Raw genomic sequence first — 18339 nt, 5'->3', positions numbered from 1 at the left:
GGGTGTCCGGCCACCGGGAAGGCGATCAGATGTGGCCCGGCATCCGCCCGAGCTGCACCAGCGACGTCCCCCGCCGGCGCGAGGCGAAGTACGCCCGACCCGGCGGCATCGGACGCGGCCGCACGGTGCCGACGAGGTCGCCCTCGGACGGGTCGCCGGACAGCACGATGCCCTGCGCGCCCAGCTCCTTGATCCGCTGCATGAACGGCTCGTACATCGAACGCGAGGCACCCGCCGAGTTGCGGGCGATGATGAAGCGGACGCCCGTGTCCCGCGCGAACGGCAGGAACTCCACCAGCGGCGCCAGCGGATTGCCCTGGCTGGTGGCCACCAGGTCGAAGTCGTCGATCACGATGTACACGTCCGGACCCGTCCACCAGCTGCGGTCACGCAGCTGCTGCGGGGTGACGTCGGTCGGCGGCTGCCGGCGCGAGAACACCCCGCCCAGCGCCTCCATGTGCATCTGCAGGGAGCTCGCCATCGGCGCGTACTCCAGCAGGTGCTCCTCCGGCAGTGCCCCGAGCAGGCTCCGCCGGTAGTCGCCGACGACCAGGCGCGCCTGGTCCGGCGTGTAGCGCTCGGAGATCTGCTTGGCGATGAGCCGCAGCAGGTTCGTCTTGCCCGACTCGCTCTCGCCGAAGACGAGGAGGAAGGGGTCGGTCTCGAAGTCGACGAAGACCGGCTCCAGGTTCGTCTCGTCGATACCGATCGCGATCCCGCGGTCGGGGTGCTCCCCGCCCTTGGGCAGCTGGTCGGAGTGGAGCAGCCGCGGCAGCAGCCGCACGCCCGGAGCCGCCTGCCCCGACCAGTTCTGCTTCACCGCTTCCACGAAGGCGGCTGTGGCCTCCGACAGGTCCCCCGCGTCGTGCGAGCCGTCGATCCGCGGCAGCGCGCCCAGGAAGTGCAGCTTCTCCGCCACCTGACCGCGGCCCGGCATCCCGGGCGGGACGTTCGCCGCGACCTTCCGGTCGAACTCGGAGTCCATGGTGTCGCCGAGCCGCAGCTCCAGCCGGCTGAGCATCTGGTCCTTGAGCGCGGCCCGGACCTCCATGTAGCGCGCCGCCGTGATCACCACGTGGATGCCGTAGCCCAGACCACGGGAGGCGATGTCCGTGACGATCTGCTCCAGGCCGTCGTACTCGCCCTTGAAGTTGCCCCAGCCGTCGACGATCAGGAACACGTCGCCCCACGGCTCACCAGGCAGGTCGCCCGCCGCCCGGCGCCGCCGGTAGGTGCCGATCGAGTCGATGTTGTTCGCGCGGAAGAACTCCTCGCGGCGGTTGAGGATGCCCCCCACCTCCGCGACCGTACGCCGTACCCGTTCCGGGTCCAGACGCGAGGCGATCCCGCCCACGTGCGGCAGCTCGGCCACCGCCGACAGGCTGCCACCACCGAAGTCCAGCGCGTAGAACTGCACTTCGCGCGGGGTGTGGGTGAGCGCGAAGGAGGAGATCAGCGTCCGCATCAGCGTCGACTTGCCCGACTGCGGACCGCCGACGACCATCATGTGGCCCGCCGCACCGGAGAAGTCCCGGTACAGCACCTCGCGCCGCTGCTCGAAGGGCTTGTCGATGAGGCCGAGCGGCACCACGAGCCCGCCGGGCCGCGTGTACCCGTCCGCGTGCAGCCCGCGCTCCGGGCTCGGCGCCAGCGCCGGCAGCAGCTGGTCCAGCGGCGGCGCCTGGTCGAGCGGCGGCAGCCACACCTGGTGCGCCGGCACCCCCTGACCTTCCAGCCGGCTCACGATCACGTCCAGCACCGTGTCCGCCAGCGCGTCGTCCTCGCGCACCGACTGGGCCGCCAGGTACGCCGGGTCCGGGGCCGCGTACACCACCGGCACCGGGGCCGCCGTGAACAGCGCGGGCCGCCGCTCCACCGGGAACTGCCCGACCGACAGGTCCGGCCCGCCCGAACGGTAGGTGCCCGAGACGTACGCCGCCTTGAAACGGGTCATCTCGTCCGTACCGAACTTCAGATAGCCCGAACCGGGCACCGACGGCAGGTGATAGGCGTCCGGCACGCCGATCGCGGTCCGCGACTCGGCCGCCGAGAAGGTCCGCAGACCGATCCGGTACGACAGGTACGTGTCCAGACCGCGCAGCTTGCCCTCTTCCAGGCGCTGCGAGGCCAGCAGCAGGTGCACACCCAGCGAACGGCCGATGCGGCCGATCTGGATGAACATGTCGATGAAGTCCGGCTTCGCCGTCAGCAGCTCGCTGAACTCGTCGATGACCAGCACCAGGGAGGCCAGCGGCTCCAGCGGGGCACCTGCCGCGCGGGCCTTCTCGTAGTCGTGGATGTTCGCGTAGTTGCCCGCCGAACGCAGCAGCTCCTGACGGCGCTGCAGCTCACCGCGGATCGAGTCGCCCATGCGGTCCACGAGCGTGAGGTCGTCGGCCAGGTTGGTGATCACCGCTGCGACGTGCGGCATCTGCCCCATACCCGTGAAGGTCGCACCGCCCTTGAAGTCGGCGAGTACGAAGTTCAGGGTCTCCGAGGTGTGCGTGACCGCCAGACCCAGCACCAGCGTGCGCAGCAGCTCCGACTTGCCGGAACCGGTCGCGCCCACACACAGACCATGCGGACCCATGCCCTCCTGCGCGGCCTCCTTCAGGTCCAGCATGACCGGGGCGCCGTCCTCACCGACACCGATCGGCACGCGCAGCCGCTCACCGGCCGACCTCGGCCGCCAGGTCCGCGCGACGTCGACCGCGGCCGCGTCGCCCAGGTTCAGCAGGTCGGTGAAGTCCAGATTGGCCAGCAGCGGCTCGTCGTCGTCCCCGCCGCCCGTGCGCATCGGCGCCAGCTGCCGGGCCAGCGCCTCCGCCGCGGGCAGCGACAGCGTGTCCGGCACGCCCTCGTACGCGACCCCCGCGCCCGACTCCAGACGCAGCCGGCCCGGCCGCACCACGACCGACAGCCCGCCGCGCGGCTCATCCAGCTCGCCCGCGACCACCTCGACGATGGTGACGCCCTGCAGGCCCTCGGCCGTGGCGAACACCGAGTCCGGCGGCACCATGCCACCGTCCAGCACGACCACCAGGTGCGGCTGGTCCAGCACCGGGGACACCTCGCGGCTGAACCGCGGCCTGCCCTCCAGCCGGGAGGCCAGCAGCCCCTCCAGCTCGACGAGGTCGTCGCCGAACAGCCGCTTCGTGCCGGCCCCGTCGACCTGGCCCGGGACCTGCGTGTGCGGCAGCCACTTCGTCCAGTCCCACGCGGGCACCGCACCCGGCGCCGCCATCACGGCCACCATCAGGTCCTCGGGGGAGTGCAGCGTCGCCAGCTGCGCCACCATCGCCCGCGCCGTACTGCGCGCGGACTCCGGCTCCCCGGACACCGTCACGTGGTAGAAGGCGCGGATCGACAGCGCCATCGGCAGCCCGTCCAGCGAGGAGTGCACCTTCAGGAACCGCTGCATCGCGCCCGCGGTCAGCGGCTCCAGCTCGTCCACCGGAGCGGTCTCCGGCGCCACCAGCGGGGTCGCCAGGCGCTGCGCGCCCAGCCCGAGCCGGGCCTGCCCGAAGTCCTGGTCGCCGACCCGCCGCTCCCACAGCCGGGAGCCCTCCGCCACCACCGACCACAACTGCTCGGGAGCCGGGTGCAGATACAGCTGCGCGTCACGCTGCGCCCGCGCGGTCCGGCGTACCTGACGGCGCGTCTGCGCGAGATATTTGAGGTAGTCCCGGCGCACATCGGCCATTTGCCCCTGTGTACCGCGCCGGTGTCGCGCCAACTGGGCCACGACCATGGCCACCGTCGACGCCAGCATCAGCACACCCATGATGCGCATGAAGGGGGCCGCGCCCGGCATGAAGAAGAAGACGACGGAGGAGCCCATGCCGAGCATCGGCAGGAGCTGCATCAGCATGCCCTCCTGCTGCCCGCGCGGAAGTTCGGGCGGAGCTTCCAGCCGCAGCTCCTCCGCCGGAACCTCAGGCGGCAGGGACCGCGGCGGGCGTTTGACGACGATCTGGCTCACCGGAGCATCAATCCCTCGAAAACGGACGGGACGTCGCAACCGGCGCCCCCAAGTCCCGGGCGCGAAGGGGGTCTCCCCCACGCGACGGTGATCCTACTTGCCGACAGTCGGTCATAAGCCCGGTAGGGTGGCGCGCGCAGTATGCGCATCCGCGAATCGTCCGCCGGTGCGAGCGTCAACCAGGGGGGTCACACAGGTGAGTACGGCCGCAACGACGGGTTTCTGCAGGGTCACCGTCGTGGCCCCCGACAGCCGCATCGACGTCGCCCTCCCCGAGGACATCGCCGTCGCCGACGTCTACCCCGAGCTGCTGCGCCTCACCGGCCAGACCCAGCCGGTGGGCGCCCCGACCGGCTTCCACCTCGTACGCCGCTCCGGCACCGTCCTCGACGGCGCCCGCACCCTCGCCGGCCAGCAGGTCCTCGACGGAGAGGTGCTGAGCCTGCGCCCCTTCGCCGAGTCCCTGCCGCCCGCCGTGTTCGACGACGTGTCCGACGCCGTCGCCTCCGCCGTCGTCCGCGACCGGCACCGCTGGAGCGACGACATGCTCCGCGGCGCGGGCCTGGCCGGCGCCGCCGTGCTGCTCGTCATGCTGGGCTTCGTCCTCTGGTACGCCGATCCGCTGCGCCACGACATGCACGGACTGCCCGGGATCATCGCGGGCGCCGTCGGCATCCTGCTCACCGCCGTCGCCGGAGTGCGCGCCCGCGTCTACCGCGACCGCCTCTCCGCCGTCGCGCTCGGCCTCGGCGCCCTCCCGCACCTGGTGATCGCCGGCTCCGGGATCATCGCCCCGGCCGTCGGCCAGGGACCCGGGCGCCTCCAGTTCCTGCTCGGCTGCGTCTGCGCCCTGATCGCCTCCGTCGCCCTGGTCGCGCTCACCCCCAGCGGCGACGCCCCCTTCGTCGCGGCCACCTTCGTCGCCGCCACCGGAACCCTCGCCACCTTCGTGGCCATCGCCACCGAGGCCTCCGCCACCCACACCGCCGCCGTCTGCGCCCCCGTCGCCATCGGCCTCGTCGCCTTCCTCCCCGGCCTCTCGGCCCGCTTCGCCCGCCTGCCCATCGGCTACAGCGCCCCGCAGAGCGCCACCGAGGACTACGAGACCCCGGACCGCTACGAGACCGAGCCGCACGGTGAGCAGCCCGGCTCCGACCACCACGAGCCGGGCTCCGCCCCGCTCGACGCCGAGGCCATCGCCGCCCAGGCCCGCCGCGGCCACGAGATGCTGCTCGGCCTGGTCGGCGGCTGCGCCGCCGTCGCCGTCGGCGCCGCCGCCGTCCTCGGCTTCTCCGAGAACACCTGGGGCCGCCTGCTGGCGCTCGCCACCGGCCTCGCCATGCTGCTGCGCGCCCGCCTCTTCCGTTACACCTCCCAGGTGGTCTGCGCCCTGACCGCGGGCCTCGTCGCCATCGCGCTGCTGATCCTGGGCATGGCCCTGCACCCGCCGACCGACCTGCTCGAAGCCCTCCTGCGGGAGCAGGACCACAGCGGCCTGGACCTCCGTACGATCTGGCTGACCGCCGCCGTCGCCGCCGGCGCGGCCCTCCTCGCGGGAATTGCGCTTGTCATCCCCCGCAAGGGCCTGTCACCCTTCTGGGGAAGGCTGCTCGACCTCACCGAGGCGGCGGTTCTGCTCAGCCTGGTGCCCCTTACCCTGGCTGTGCTGGACGTCTACTCCCGGGCCCGCGCTCTCACCAGCTGAGACGTCGCGTCCCGGCAGCCTGGTACGCTGTGTGACGGCCGTTTGTGTACGCGTCCCCCGGATCCTCTCCCAAGGGTCTGTGGACTGCGCTCAGCGGACCCCGCCTCCCGAGTAACGGAAGCTCCCCAGAGACTCAGACCTGGGGCACTCGGTGGCAACGAAGACCTAAAACGAGGAGTACGCGTGCCGCTCGACGCCGCTACGAAGAAGCAGATCATCACCGAGTTCGGTGCCAAGGAGGGCGACACCGGCTCCCCCGAGGTCCAGGTTGCGATGCTCTCCCGCCGCATCTCGGACCTGACCGAGCACCTCAAGACGCACAAGCACGACCACCACTCCCGTCGTGGTCTGCTGATCCTGGTCGGCCAGCGTCGCCGCCTGCTGCAGTACCTGGCCAAGAAGGACATCCAGCGCTTCCGTACGCTGGTCGAGCGCCTCGGCATCCGCCGCGGTGCGGCCGGCGCCAAGTAAGACGCCGTGAAGGGAGCGGTTCCCACATCAGGGGGCCGCTCCCTTTGCTGTACGTGCGCACAGGACCGGACCCTTTGTAGTCTGGAACGGACGCACGTGCGCGTCTGAGGAAGACGCGCACAACTGAAGAGGAGGAGCGCCCTCCCACGCCGCCGGTCCTCGGTAGTGGCACCCGGAATGCCCCCAGGGGGCAACGAACCGGATGCTTCGATCGAAGACCGGCCCGCACGCCAGGAGCGCTTCTCCGCAACCGTCCACCGCCACACGGGCGGCGGACGGAGACGACGAAAATGGAGAAAACGCTAGTGGAGAACGAGACCCACTACGCCGAGGCCGTCATTGACAACGGTTCCTTCGGCACCCGCACCATCCGCTTCGAGACGGGCCGTCTGGCCCGCCAGGCCGCCGGCTCCGCCGTTGCCTACCTGGACGACGACACGATGGTGCTGTCCGCCACCACCGCGTCGAAGAAGCCCAAGGACCAGCTCGACTTCTTCCCCCTGACGGTGGACGTCGAGGAGCGGCAGTACGCGGCCGGCAAGATCCCCGGCTCCTTCTTCCGCCGTGAGGGCCGCCCCTCCGAGGACGCGATCCTCACCTGCCGCCTGATCGACCGCCCGCTGCGCCCGTCCTTCAAGAAGGGCCTGCGCAACGAGATCCAGGTCGTCGCCACGATCATGGCGCTCAACCCGGACCACCTGTACGACGTCGTCGCGATCAACGCCGCGTCCGCGTCCACCCAGCTGGCCGGCCTGCCCTTCTCCGGCCCGATCGGCGGCGTCCGCGTCGCGCTGATCCGCGGCCAGTGGGTGGCCTTCCCGACGCACACCGAGCTCGAGGACGCCGTCTTCGACATGGTCGTCGCGGGCCGCGTCCTGGAGGACGGCGACGTCGCGATCATGATGGTCGAGGCCGAGGCCACCGAGAAGACCATCGCCCTCGTCAAGGGCGGCGCCGAGGCGCCGACCGAGGAGATCGTGGCCTCCGGCCTCGACGCCGCGAAGCCCTTCATCAAGGTCCTCTGCAAGGCCCAGGCCGACCTGGCCGCCAAGGCCGCGAAGCCCGAGGGCGAGTTCCCGGTCTTCCTGGACTACCAGGACGACGTGTACGAGGCCCTCGCGGCCGCCGTCAAGGGTGACCTCTCCCAGGCGCTGACCATCGCGGGCAAGCAGGACCGCGAGGCCGAGCTGGACCGCGTCAAGGAGATCGCCGCCGAGAAGCTCCTCCCGGCCTTCGAGGGTCGCGAGAAGGAGATCTCCGCCGCGTACCGCAGCCTGACCAAGGCCCTGGTCCGCGAGCGCGTCATCAAGGACAAGGTCCGCATCGACGGCCGCGGGCTCACGGACATCCGTACCCTCGCCGCCGAGGTCGAGGCCATCCCGCGCGTGCACGGCTCGGCGCTGTTCGAGCGTGGCGAGACCCAGATCCTGGGCGTCACCACCCTCAACATGCTCCGCATGGAGCAGCAGCTGGACACCCTCTCCCCGGTGACCCGCAAGCGCTACATGCACAACTACAACTTCCCGCCGTACTCCGTCGGCGAGACCGGCCGCGTCGGTTCGCCGAAGCGCCGCGAGATCGGCCACGGCGCGCTCGCCGAGCGCGCGATCGTGCCGGTCCTCCCGACCCGCGAGGAGTTCCCCTACGCGATCCGTCAGGTGTCCGAGGCCCTCGGCTCCAACGGTTCGACGTCCATGGGCTCGGTCTGCGCCTCCACCATGTCGCTGCTGAACGCCGGTGTGCCCCTCAAGGCCCCCGTCGCCGGTATCGCCATGGGCCTGATCTCCCAGGAGATCGACGGCAAGACCCACTACGTCGCCCTCACCGACATCCTCGGTGCGGAGGACGCGTTCGGCGACATGGACTTCAAGGTCGCCGGCACCAAGGAGTTCGTCACCGCGCTCCAGCTGGACACCAAGCTCGACGGCATCCCGGCCTCCGTCCTGGCCGCGGCCCTCAAGCAGGCCCGCGACGCCCGCCTCCACATCCTCGACGTGATGATGGAAGCGATCGACACGCCGGACGCGATGTCCCCGTTCGCCCCGCGGATCATCACCGTCAAGATCCCCGTGGACAAGATCGGTGAGGTCATCGGCCCCAAGGGCAAGATGATCAACCAGATCCAGGAGGACACCGGCGCCGAGATCACGATCGAGGACGACGGCACCATCTACATCGGTGCCTCCGACGGCCCGGCCGCCGAGGCCGCCCGCGCCACGATCAACTCGATCGCCAACCCGACCATGCCGGAGGTCGGCGAGCGCTACCTGGGTACGGTCGTCAAGACCACCACCTTCGGTGCCTTCGTCTCCCTGATGCCCGGCAAGGACGGCCTGCTGCACATCTCGCAGATCCGCAAGCTCGCCGGTGGCAAGCGCGTGGAGAACGTCGAGGACGTGCTCGCGGTCGGCACCAAGGTCCAGGTGGAGATCGCCGAGATCGACCAGCGCGGCAAGCTCTCCCTGATCCCCGTGATCGACGGCGAGGCCGCCGGTGACGACGCTGACAAGGACGACTCCGACAAGTGATGTCGCGTAGTTCCCGTGTGACGGCCCGCCCCTCTTCGGAGGGGCGGGCCGTCGCCCGTACCCAAACCCTCCTCAAGGGCAGCAACGGCATCGGCACCGTCCGGCGCACGGTCCTGCCCGGCGGACTGCGCATCGTCACCGAGACGCTGCCCTCCGTCCGCTCCGCCACCTTCGGCATCTGGGCGCACGTCGGCTCCCGTGACGAGACGCCCACGCTCAACGGCGCCACGCACTACCTGGAGCACCTCCTCTTCAAGGGCACCCACCAGCGCAGCGCCCTCGACATCTCCTCCGCGATCGATGCGGTCGGCGGCGAGATGAACGCCTTCACGGCGAAGGAGTACACCTGCTACTACGCCCGGGTGCTCGACACCGACCTGCCGCTGGCCATCGACGTGGTCTGCGACATGCTCACCGGCTCGCTGATCCGTGAGGAGGACGTCGACGCCGAGCGCGGCGTCATCCTCGAAGAGATCGCGATGACCGAGGACGACCCGGGCGACATGGTGCACGACCTGTTCGCGCAGACCATGTACGGGGACACCCCCCTGGGGCGTCCGGTCCTCGGCACCGTCGACACGATCAACGCCCTCGGCGCCGACCGGATCCGCCGCTTCTACAAGAAGCACTACGACCCGACACACCTGGTCGTGGCCGCCGCCGGCAACGTCGACCACAACAAGGTCGTACGCCAGGTCCGTGCCGCCTTCGAGAAGGCCGGCGCGCTGACCCGCACCGACGCCGAGCCGATCGGCCCGCGCACCGGCGCCAAGCGCATCCGCACCGCCGGCCGCGTCGACCTGGTGAACCGCAGGACCGAGCAGGCCCACGTGGTCCTCGGCATGCCCGGCCTCGCCCGTACCGACGAGCGCCGCTGGGCGCTCGGCGTGCTGAACACCGCCCTCGGCGGCGGCATGTCCTCGCGCCTGTTCCAGGAGGTCCGCGAGAAGCGCGGCCTGGCCTACAGCGTGTACTCGTACACCTCGGGCTTCGCCGACACCGGCCTCTTCGGCGTGTACGCGGGCTGCCGGCCCAACCAGGTGCACGACGTGCTCCGGATCTGCCGCGACGAGCTCGACAAGGTCGCGACCGAAGGACTGGCCGACGACGAGATCAAGCGGGCCATCGGCCAGCTCTCCGGATCCACCGTCCTCGGCCTGGAGGACACCGGCGCGATCATGAACCGCATCGGCAAGAGCGAGTTGTGCTGGGGCGACCAGATGTCGGTCGACGACATGCTGGCCCGGATCGCCGCCGTGACCCCCGACGACGTCCGCTCGGTCGCACAGGATGTACTGGCCCAGCGGCCCTCGCTCGCGGTGATCGGCCCGCTGAAGGAGAAGCAGGCCGCCCGTCTCGACGAAGCGGTCGCCTAGTTCCGTACGTGAGTAAGGAAGCAATATGAGCAAGCTGCGCGTGGCAGTCCTCGGCGCCCAGGGCCGGATCGGAGCCGAGGCCGTCAAGGCGGTCGAGGCCGCCGAGGACATGGAACTGGTCGCGGCGCTCGGCCGCGGCGACAAGCTGGAGACCCTGGCCGACGCCGGCGCCCAGGTCGCGGTCGAGCTGACCACCCCGGCATCGGTGATGGGGAACCTGGACTTCCTCATCCGTCACGGCATCCACGGAGTGGTCGGTACCACCGGCTGGACCGAGGACCGCCTCGCGCAGCTGGGCACCTGGCTCGACGGTTCGCCGGAGACCGGTGTGCTCATCGCCCCGAACTTCTCCATCGGCGCGGTCCTCACGATGAAGTTCGCCGCCCAGGCCGCCCGCTACTTCGAGTCCGTCGAGGTCGTCGAGCTGCACCACCCCAACAAGGTCGACGCCCCCTCGGGCACGGCGACCCGTACGGCGCAGCTCATCGCGGCGGCCCGCGCCGAGGCAGGCCTCGGCGCCCAGCCCGACGCCACCGCCACCGCCCTCGACGGCGCGCGCGGCGCGGACGTCGACGGCGTCCCGGTGCACGCCGTCCGCCTGCGCGGCCTGCTGGCCCACCAGGAGGTGCTCCTCGGCGGCGAGGGCGAGACCTTGACCATCCGTCACGATTCCCTGCACCACAGCAGCTTCATGCCGGGCATCCTGCTCGGTGTGCGCCGCGTGGCGCAGACCCCGGGCCTCACCTTCGGCCTGGAACACTTCCTCGACCTGGGCTGACGGACTGATTTCACGATGCGCGCGAAGATCACGTACTTCCTCACGGCCGCCGTCCTGGTGGTCTACTTCGTCCTGGTCGGCAGCCGGGGCCTGATGCTGATCGAGCACGGAACCCTGCTCACGGTCACCTTCGGGGTGGCCGTGCTGATCCTGCCGGTCATCGGTGTCTGGTTCCTCTGGCAGAACACCCGGTTCGTCACGCGGGCCAACCACCTCGCGACCGAGCTGGAGGCCGAGGGCGGGCTGCCCGTCGACGAGCTGGAGCGGGACAGGTACGGGCGGATCCTGCGGGACTCCGCCGACGAGGTCTTCGCGCGCCGCAAGGCCGAGACCGAGGACGCGCCGGGGGACTGGCGCAGCTGGTTCCGGCTCGCCGTCGCCTACCACGACGCCCGGGACACCCCGCGGGCGCGCAAGGCGATGCAGCGGGCGATCGCCCTCCACGACAAGAAGCCCGTACAGGTCTGATCCCCGTACGGGCTTCCGGAGGCGGTTCAGGCCGGTCAGGCGGCCACGGGCCGGTACTCGTCGGCCCAGGCACCCACCGTGTCGGCGGCCCGGTCGAACGCCTCGGTCCGCGACAGGAAGTCGGCGTTGTGGTCGGTCAGCAGCACCGGCGCCTCCGCGCCGCCCTGCGCGGACATCGTCAGCGCCTGCCCCTGTACGGTCCTCGGCAGCCCGAGCCAGCGCACCGGCTGCTGCACCGTACGGAGCTCGCCGATCTCGCTCCACGCGGTGGTGCGGGTCACGAAGAACCCCACCCGGCGCAGCCCCGCGGGGCTCACCCACACGCCGACGCGCAGGGTCTGTACCGCCGACCCGACGACCGCGAGGGCGGCGATCAGGCAGACGAGGGCCCCGCCCCAGCCACCCGCGAAGGCGACGATCATCGTGGCCAGCAGCATGAAGGCCGACAGCAGGAGCAGCAGCGCGCCGATGCCCACGCGCCAGGGGCCGGGCCGGTAGGGCCGGCGCCAGCGGTCCTGGTCGGCATGGGCCAGGATCTCGTCGCCGTCGCCGTCGTCATCCACATCGGATACGCCGTCGGCCGTCAAGAAGGGCAGGGGCACGGCTGGACCTCACTCACATGCACGTTCGGTTGGGCTGTGCCCGTGAGGCTACCGCCCCTGGGACGCCTCCGACTGCTGCGACTTCTCCGGCGCCTTGCTCGGCTGCAGTGCGGGCATACCGAGGAGCAGTGAGCCGGCGAGCCCCGCGACCACGGTCAGTCCGACCAGAGTACGGGCGACCAACTGCGTCCTGCCCAGACGCTCGCGCGGCGGCGGAGTGACGTTGCTTCGGAAACGGTCGGCCTCGGAGAGGAAGGCGAACGGGACGGGTTCGCGCCGGAGGAACATCAGAGCGAATCTCCTCGGGGTGGATGGGCGTGCGTTCTCCTGGATAGGACGTACGGGCCCGTCAATCGGTGCCGGATTTCAGGACATTAGGAAAAATTCATGGCTGTGCGTCAGCTGTTCGACGCCGTGCACGGCCGTCGCACGGCCCCCGCGCGGCCCCGCTCGCCGCGTGCGTCTGCGCAGGCCGTGCGAGGGGCGCCGTAGAGTGGGCGCGCCCCAGGACGCACGTTTGGAAGGACCCCCGGTGAGCGAAACCGCCGCTTCAGATCTGAAACCCAGCTTCCGCAGTGACGTGACGGTGGAGCTGGTGAAGCACTCCGCCGCCGACTCCGACGTGCTGTGGGCCGCTCGCGTCTCCACGGCCGGCGAGCAGTCGCTGGAGGAGCTGCAGAAGGACCCGGAGCGCTCCAAGGGCCTCATCAACTACCTGATGCGCGACCGCCACGGCAGCCCGTTCGAGCACAACTCGATGACCTTCTTCATCAGCGCCCCGATCTTCGTCTTCCGCGAGTTCATGCGCCACCGCGTGGGCTGGTCGTACAACGAGGAATCGGGCCGCTACAGGGAGCTCGAACCCGTCTTCTACGTCCCGGACGCCGAGCGCAAGCTGGTCCAGGAGGGCCGCCCGGGCAAGTACGTCTTCGTCGAGGGCACCCAGGCGCAGCAGGAACTGACCGGCCGCGTCATGGAGGACTCGTACGTGCAGGCCTACGAGGCCTACCGCGAGATGCTCGCCGCGGGCGTGGCCCGCGAGGTTGCCCGTTCGGTCCTGCCGGTCGGTCTTTTCTCCTCGATGTACGCCACCTGCAACGCGCGCTCGCTGATGCACTTCCTCGGTCTGCGTACGCAGCACGAGCTGGCGGCGGTCCCGTCCTTCCCGCAGCGGGAGATCGAGATGGTCGGCGAGAAGATGGAGCAGCACTGGGCGAAGCTCATGCCGCTGACGTACGCGGCCTACAACGGCAACGGTCGCGTTGCCCCGTAAGGGCCGGTACACCCGCGGCGTACAGATGTACGGCGTCAAGTCCTAAGTGTCCGTATTGCGACGTTTCGTAAAGTTCATCTAGGCTGATCAAACGGACCCGGCACTGCTTGAACCCCCGAGCAGGCAGTGCCGGCGTCCAACACCCCGTTGACGTCCCCCGAGGGGACACCGCGAGCATGGCAGCGAGTAGCGTGTTACCCATGGCTCCGATCTCGACTCCGCAGACCCCCTTCGGGCGGGTCCTCACCGCCATGATCACGCCGTTTACGGCGGATGGCGTACTCGACCTCGACGGCGCGCAGCAGCTCGCCGTCCACCTGGTGGACGCAGGCAACGACGGCCTGATCATCAACGGCACCACCGGTGAGTCGCCGACCACCACCGACGCGGAGAAAAACGACCTCGTACGAGCCGTACTCGAAGCCGTCGGAGACCGCGCCCACGTGGTCGCCGGCATCGGCACCAACGACACCCGTCACACCCTTGAGCTGGCCCGCCAGGCCGAGCGCACCGGTGCACACGGCCTGCTCGCCGTCACCCCGTACTACAGCAAGCCGCCGCAGGAAGGGCTCTTCCGGCACTTCACGGCGATCGCCGACGCCACCGGGCTGCCGGTGATGCTGTACGACATCCCCGGTCGCAGTGGTGTCCCGATCGACACCGAAACCCTGGTCCGGCTGGCCGAGCACCCCCGTATCGTTGCCAACAAGGACGCCAAGGGCGACCTCGGCCGTGCAAGCTGGGCCATCGCGCAGAGCGGCCTGGCCTGGTACTCGGGCGACGACATGCTGAACCTGCCGCTCCTGTCGATCGGCGCGGCCGGATTCGTCTCCGTGGTCAGCCACGTGGTCACCCCCGAGCTGCGCGCCATGCTGGAGGCCCACCTGGGCGGAGACGTCCAGAAGGCGACCGAGATCCACCAGAAGCTGCTCCCGATCTTCACCGGCATGTTCCGTACCCAGGGTGTGATGACCACCAAGGGCGCACTGAACCTGCAGGGCCTGCCCGCAGGCCCGCTGCGGCTCCCGCTGATCGAGCTGACCGCCGAAGAGACGGCCCAGCTCAAGATCGATCTTGCCGCCGGCGGGGTAGAGCTCTGACAACAGACTTCACAACTGAATAAGAACGAACGAACAAATACAGAACAGACAACAGCAAGTGCACGAATGACATGCGCGCCACGTGCCTTCCGGGGTACGTGGCGTGCGTGGTGAGGAGACACTTTTGAGCCATCCGCATCCGGAACTCGGTCCGCCGCCGAAGCTGCCCAAGGGCGGCCTCAGAGTCACCCCCCTGGGTGGTCTCGGCGAGATCGGCCGCAACATGACCGTCTTCGAGTACGACGGCCGTCTGCTGATCGTCGACTGCGGCGTCCTCTTCCCCGAGGAGGAGCAGCCGGGCATCGACCTGATCCTGCCGGACTTCTCGTCCATCCGGGACCGCCTCGACGACATCGACGGCATCGTCCTCACGCACGGCCACGAGGACCACATCGGAGCTGTCCCCTACCTCCTCCGGGAGAAGGCGGACATCCCGCTGATCGGCTCCAAGCTGACGCTGGCCCTCATCGAGGCGAAGCTCCAGGAGCACCGCATCCGCCCCTACACCCTTGAGGTGAAGGAGGGCGAGCGCGAGGCCCTCGGCCCGTTCGACTGCGAGTTCATCGCGGTCAACCACTCCATCCCGGACGCCCTGGCCGTGGCCATCCGCACCGGCGCCGGCATGGTCGTGGCCACCGGCGACTTCAAGATGGACCAGCTCCCGCTGGACAACCGCCTCACCGACCTGCACGCCTTCGCGCGTCTGAGCGAAGAGGGCATCGACCTTCTCCTCTCCGACTCCACGAACGCCGAGGTCCCGGGCTTCGTCCCGCCCGAGCGCGACATCTCCAACGCCATCCGCGGGGTCTTCGCGAGTGCCCAGAAGCGGATCATCGTGGCGTCCTTCGCCAGCCACGTGCACCGCATCCAGCAGATCCTCGACGCCGCCCACGAATTCGACCGCAGGGTCGCCTTCGTCGGCCGCTCGATGGTCCGCAACATGGGCATCGCCCGTGACCTGGGCTACCTGAAGGTCCCGGCCGGCCTCGTCGTCGACGTCAAGACCCTCGACGACCTGCCGGACGACGAGGTCGTGCTGGTCTGTACGGGTTCCCAGGGCGAGCCGATGGCGGCCCTGTCCCGTATGGCCAACCGTGACCACCAGATCCGGATCGTCCCCGGGGACACCGTCATCCTGGCGTCGTCCCTGATCCCGGGCAACGAGAACGCGGTCTACCGCGTGATCAACGGCCTGACCCGCTGGGGCGCCAACGTCGTGCACAAGGGCAACGCCAAGGTGCACGTCTCGGGCCACGCCTCGGCAGGCGAGCTGCTGTACTTCTACAACATCTGCAAGCCGCGGAACCTGATGCCGGTCCACGGCGAATGGCGCCACCTGCGCGCCAACGCAGAGCTCGGTGCCATGACGGGTGTCCCGAAGGACCGCATCGTCATCGCCGAGGACGGCGTGGTCGTCGACCTGATCGACGGCAAGGCCCGGATCTCCGGCAAGGTCCAGGCCGGCTACGTGTACGTGGACGGCCTCTCGGTCGGCGATGTCACGGAGGTCCACCTCAAGGACCGCAAGATCCTCGGCGACGAGGGCATCATCTCGGTCTACGTCGTGGTGGACAGCAGCACGGGCAAGATCGTCAGCGGCCCGAACATCCAGGCCCGCGGCTCCGGCATCGACGACTCGGCCTTCTCCTCGGTCATCCCGAAGATCGAGGAAGCCATCGCCCGCGCCGCGGCCGACGGCGTGGCCGAGCCGCACCAGATCCAGCAGCTCATCCGCCGCACGATGGGCAAGTGGGTCTCGGACGGCTACCGCCGCCGCCCGATGATCCTGCCGGTCGTCGTCGAGGTCTGATCCTCGTCGTAGCGACCGAACGGGAGCGGGGCAACCGGATTTGCATCCGGGGGCCCCGCTCCAGTACGTTTACGTCTCCACCTCGCACGACTCCCCGGCACACACGTGTGTCCGGACGCGTCATGCGGGCGGGTGGGAATCAAGACCCAGGGAGACCTGATAAAGTCTGATCCGCCCGAAAGGGAAAGGCCTCTCCAACGGCCACCAATTCAAATCCCATCCGGAAACGGCGCGGAAATGTTCTGGTAAGGTTGGAACCGCTGGAAAGGGAAAGCGCGAAAGCGAAAACCTGGAAAGCGCCGAGGAAGTCGGACACGAAAGAGTCTGATAGAGTCGGAAACGCAAGAACAGAACGAAAGCCCGGAGGAAAGCCCGCGAGGGTGAGTACAAAGGAAGCGTCCGTTCCTTGAGAACTCAACAGCGTGCCAAAAATCAACGCCAGAAGTTGATACCCCGTCCACTTCGGTGGATGAGGTTCCTTTGAAAAAGACCTGTCGGGCTTCCTTGTGGAGCACTGGCAGGCAACAAACACAGCGAGGACGTTGTGGCGCGTCGGTCTTATTCCGACATGACGTGCCCGCTCTAAGTGATGTGTGCACCCGATTACGGGTAAACATTCATGGAGAGTTTGATCCTGGCTCAGGACGAACGCTGGCGGCGTGCTTAACACATGCAAGTCGAACGATGAAGCCCTTCGGGGTGGATTAGTGGCGAACGGGTGAGTAACACGTGGGCAATCTGCCCTTCACTCTGGGACAAGCCCTGGAAACGGGGTCTAATACCGGATACCACTCCTGCCTGCATGGGCGGGGGTTGAAAGCTCCGGCGGTGAAGGATGAGCCCGCGGCCTATCAGCTTGTTGGTGGGGTAATGGCCCACCAAGGCGACGACGGGTAGCCGGCCTGAGAGGGCGACCGGCCACACTGGGACTGAGACACGGCCCAGACTCCTACGGGAGGCAGCAGTGGGGAATATTGCACAATGGGCGAAAGCCTGATGCAGCGACGCCGCGTGAGGGATGACGGCCTTCGGGTTGTAAACCTCTTTCAGCAGGGAAGAAGCGAAAGTGACGGTACCTGCAGAAGAAGCGCCGGCTAACTACGTGCCAGCAGCCGCGGTAATACGTAGGGCGCAAGCGTTGTCCGGAATTATTGGGCGTAAAGAGCTCGTAGGCGGCTTGTCACGTCGGATGTGAAAGCCCGAGGCTTAACCTCGGGTCTGCATTCGATACGGGCTAGCTAGAGTGTGGTAGGGGAGATCGGAATTCCTGGTGTAGCGGTGAAATGCGCAGATATCAGGAGGAACACCGGTGGCGAAGGCGGATCTCTGGGCCATTACTGACGCTGAGGAGCGAAAGCGTGGGGAGCGAACAGGATTAGATACCCTGGTAGTCCACGCCGTAAACGTTGGGAACTAGGTGTTGGCGACATTCCACGTCGTCGGTGCCGCAGCTAACGCATTAAGTTCCCCGCCTGGGGAGTACGGCCGCAAGGCTAAAACTCAAAGGAATTGACGGGGGCCCGCACAAGCGGCGGAGCATGTGGCTTAATTCGACGCAACGCGAAGAACCTTACCAAGGCTTGACATATACCGGAAAGCATTAGAGATAGTGCCCCCCTTGTGGTCGGTATACAGGTGGTGCATGGCTGTCGTCAGCTCGTGTCGTGAGATGTTGGGTTAAGTCCCGCAACGAGCGCAACCCTTGTCCTGTGTTGCCAGCATGCCCTTCGGGGTGATGGGGACTCACAGGAGACCGCCGGGGTCAACTCGGAGGAAGGTGGGGACGACGTCAAGTCATCATGCCCCTTATGTCTTGGGCTGCACACGTGCTACAATGGCCGGTACAATGAGCTGCGATACCGTGAGGTGGAGCGAATCTCAAAAAGCCGGTCTCAGTTCGGATTGGGGTCTGCAACTCGACCCCATGAAGTCGGAGTCGCTAGTAATCGCAGATCAGCATTGCTGCGGTGAATACGTTCCCGGGCCTTGTACACACCGCCCGTCACGTCACGAAAGTCGGTAACACCCGAAGCCGGTGGCCCAACCCGTAAGGGAGGGAGCTGTCGAAGGTGGGACTGGCGATTGGGACGAAGTCGTAACAAGGTAGCCGTACCGGAAGGTGCGGCTGGATCACCTCCTTTCTAAGGAGCACAGTACCGATTGCAGACAAACGTTCTGCACGGTCAGCTCATGGGTGGAACGTTGATTAGTTGGCATCTTCGGTCTGATGGTTCTCGAGTACTGCT

Annotated in this window: 12 protein-coding genes and 1 rRNA gene; 10 read left to right on the top strand and 3 right to left on the bottom strand. The window is 68.5% G+C overall.

The window, feature by feature from the left end:
* Positions 1-25: 25 nt before the first annotated feature.
* Positions 26-3982: a type VII secretion protein EccCa gene (gene eccCa / locus KO717_RS10060; RefSeq protein WP_301366068.1), complete on the bottom strand. Its 3957-nt coding sequence runs from the start codon at positions 3980-3982 to the stop codon at positions 26-28.
* 196 nt (positions 3983-4178) lie between these two features.
* Between eccCa and eccD the strand changes: the two genes are divergently transcribed.
* The 6 genes from eccD (at position 4179) to KO717_RS10030 (ending at position 11308) form a co-directional block, all read left to right on the top strand.
* Positions 4179-5687 (top strand): type VII secretion integral membrane protein EccD, encoded by a 1509-nt coding sequence (gene eccD, locus KO717_RS10055; protein ID WP_301366066.1) that lies wholly within the window; start codon positions 4179-4181, stop codon positions 5685-5687.
* Positions 5688-5870: 183 nt separating this feature from the next.
* Positions 5871-6158 (top strand): 30S ribosomal protein S15, encoded by a 288-nt coding sequence (gene rpsO / locus KO717_RS10050; protein ID WP_030011220.1) that lies wholly within the window; start codon positions 5871-5873, stop codon positions 6156-6158.
* A 305-nt stretch (positions 6159-6463) separates the two neighbouring features.
* The gene (locus KO717_RS10045; RefSeq protein WP_030386318.1) at positions 6464-8686 is read left to right on the top strand and encodes a polyribonucleotide nucleotidyltransferase; all 2223 of its coding nucleotides are present in this window, start codon (positions 6464-6466) and stop codon (positions 8684-8686) included.
* On the top strand, positions 8683-10062 hold the full coding sequence (locus tag KO717_RS10040; protein ID WP_301366058.1) for a M16 family metallopeptidase: 1380 nt from the start codon (positions 8683-8685) through the stop codon (positions 10060-10062). The genes KO717_RS10045 and KO717_RS10040 overlap by 4 nt, the downstream gene beginning before the upstream one ends.
* A 25-nt stretch (positions 10063-10087) precedes the next feature.
* Entirely contained in the window at positions 10088-10840 is a 753-nt protein-coding gene (gene dapB / locus KO717_RS10035; protein ID WP_301366056.1) for a 4-hydroxy-tetrahydrodipicolinate reductase, read from the top strand.
* Between the two features lie 15 nt (positions 10841-10855).
* Positions 10856-11308, top strand: coding sequence for a hypothetical protein (locus tag KO717_RS10030; RefSeq protein WP_301366054.1), 453 nt, complete (start codon positions 10856-10858; stop codon positions 11306-11308).
* A gap of 35 nt (positions 11309-11343) precedes the next feature.
* On the opposite strand, the gene KO717_RS10025 is transcribed toward KO717_RS10030, so the two are convergent.
* Both KO717_RS10025 and KO717_RS10020 read right to left on the bottom strand, forming a co-directional pair.
* A complete protein-coding gene (locus tag KO717_RS10025; protein WP_301366052.1) occupies positions 11344-11910 on the bottom strand; it encodes a hypothetical protein in 567 nt (188 codons plus the stop codon).
* Positions 11911-11958: 48 nt separating this feature from the next.
* A complete protein-coding gene (locus KO717_RS10020) occupies positions 11959-12198 on the bottom strand; it encodes a hypothetical protein (protein WP_301366050.1) in 240 nt (79 codons plus the stop codon).
* Between the two features lie 244 nt (positions 12199-12442).
* Between KO717_RS10020 and thyX the strand changes: the two genes are divergently transcribed.
* From thyX to KO717_RS10000, 4 genes are all read left to right on the top strand, one after another.
* Positions 12443-13183 (top strand): FAD-dependent thymidylate synthase, encoded by a 741-nt coding sequence (thyX, locus tag KO717_RS10015; protein ID WP_030011069.1) that lies wholly within the window; start codon positions 12443-12445, stop codon positions 13181-13183.
* Positions 13184-13383: 200 nt separating this feature from the next.
* Positions 13384-14283 (top strand): 4-hydroxy-tetrahydrodipicolinate synthase, encoded by a 900-nt coding sequence (gene dapA / locus KO717_RS10010; protein ID WP_301366049.1) that lies wholly within the window; start codon positions 13384-13386, stop codon positions 14281-14283.
* Positions 14284-14407: 124 nt separating this feature from the next.
* Entirely contained in the window at positions 14408-16093 is a 1686-nt protein-coding gene (locus KO717_RS10005) for a ribonuclease J (protein ID WP_033223048.1), read from the top strand.
* 616 nt (positions 16094-16709) lie between these two features.
* Positions 16710-18234: ribosomal RNA gene (locus tag KO717_RS10000) — 16S ribosomal RNA — on the top strand.
* Positions 18235-18339: the final 105 nt, after the last annotated feature.

The sequence above is a fragment of the Streptomyces xanthophaeus genome, assembly GCF_030440515.1.
Lineage (GTDB): Bacteria > Actinomycetota > Actinomycetes > Streptomycetales > Streptomycetaceae > Streptomyces > Streptomyces kutzneri.
This window is presented reverse-complemented; position numbering and strand designations above follow the sequence as displayed.

Coding starts and splice junctions, on each gene's coding strand:
- KO717_RS10030 (WP_301366054.1), top strand. CDS start 10,856: ATGCGCGCGAAGATCACGTACTTCCTCACGGCCGCCGTCCTGGTGGTC.
- dapA (WP_301366049.1), top strand. CDS start 13,384: ATGGCTCCGATCTCGACTCCGCAGACCCCCTTCGGGCGGGTCCTCACC.
- KO717_RS10020 (WP_301366050.1), bottom strand. CDS start 12,198: ATGTTCCTCCGGCGCGAACCCGTCCCGTTCGCCTTCCTCTCCGAGGCC.
- dapB (WP_301366056.1), top strand. CDS start 10,088: ATGAGCAAGCTGCGCGTGGCAGTCCTCGGCGCCCAGGGCCGGATCGGA.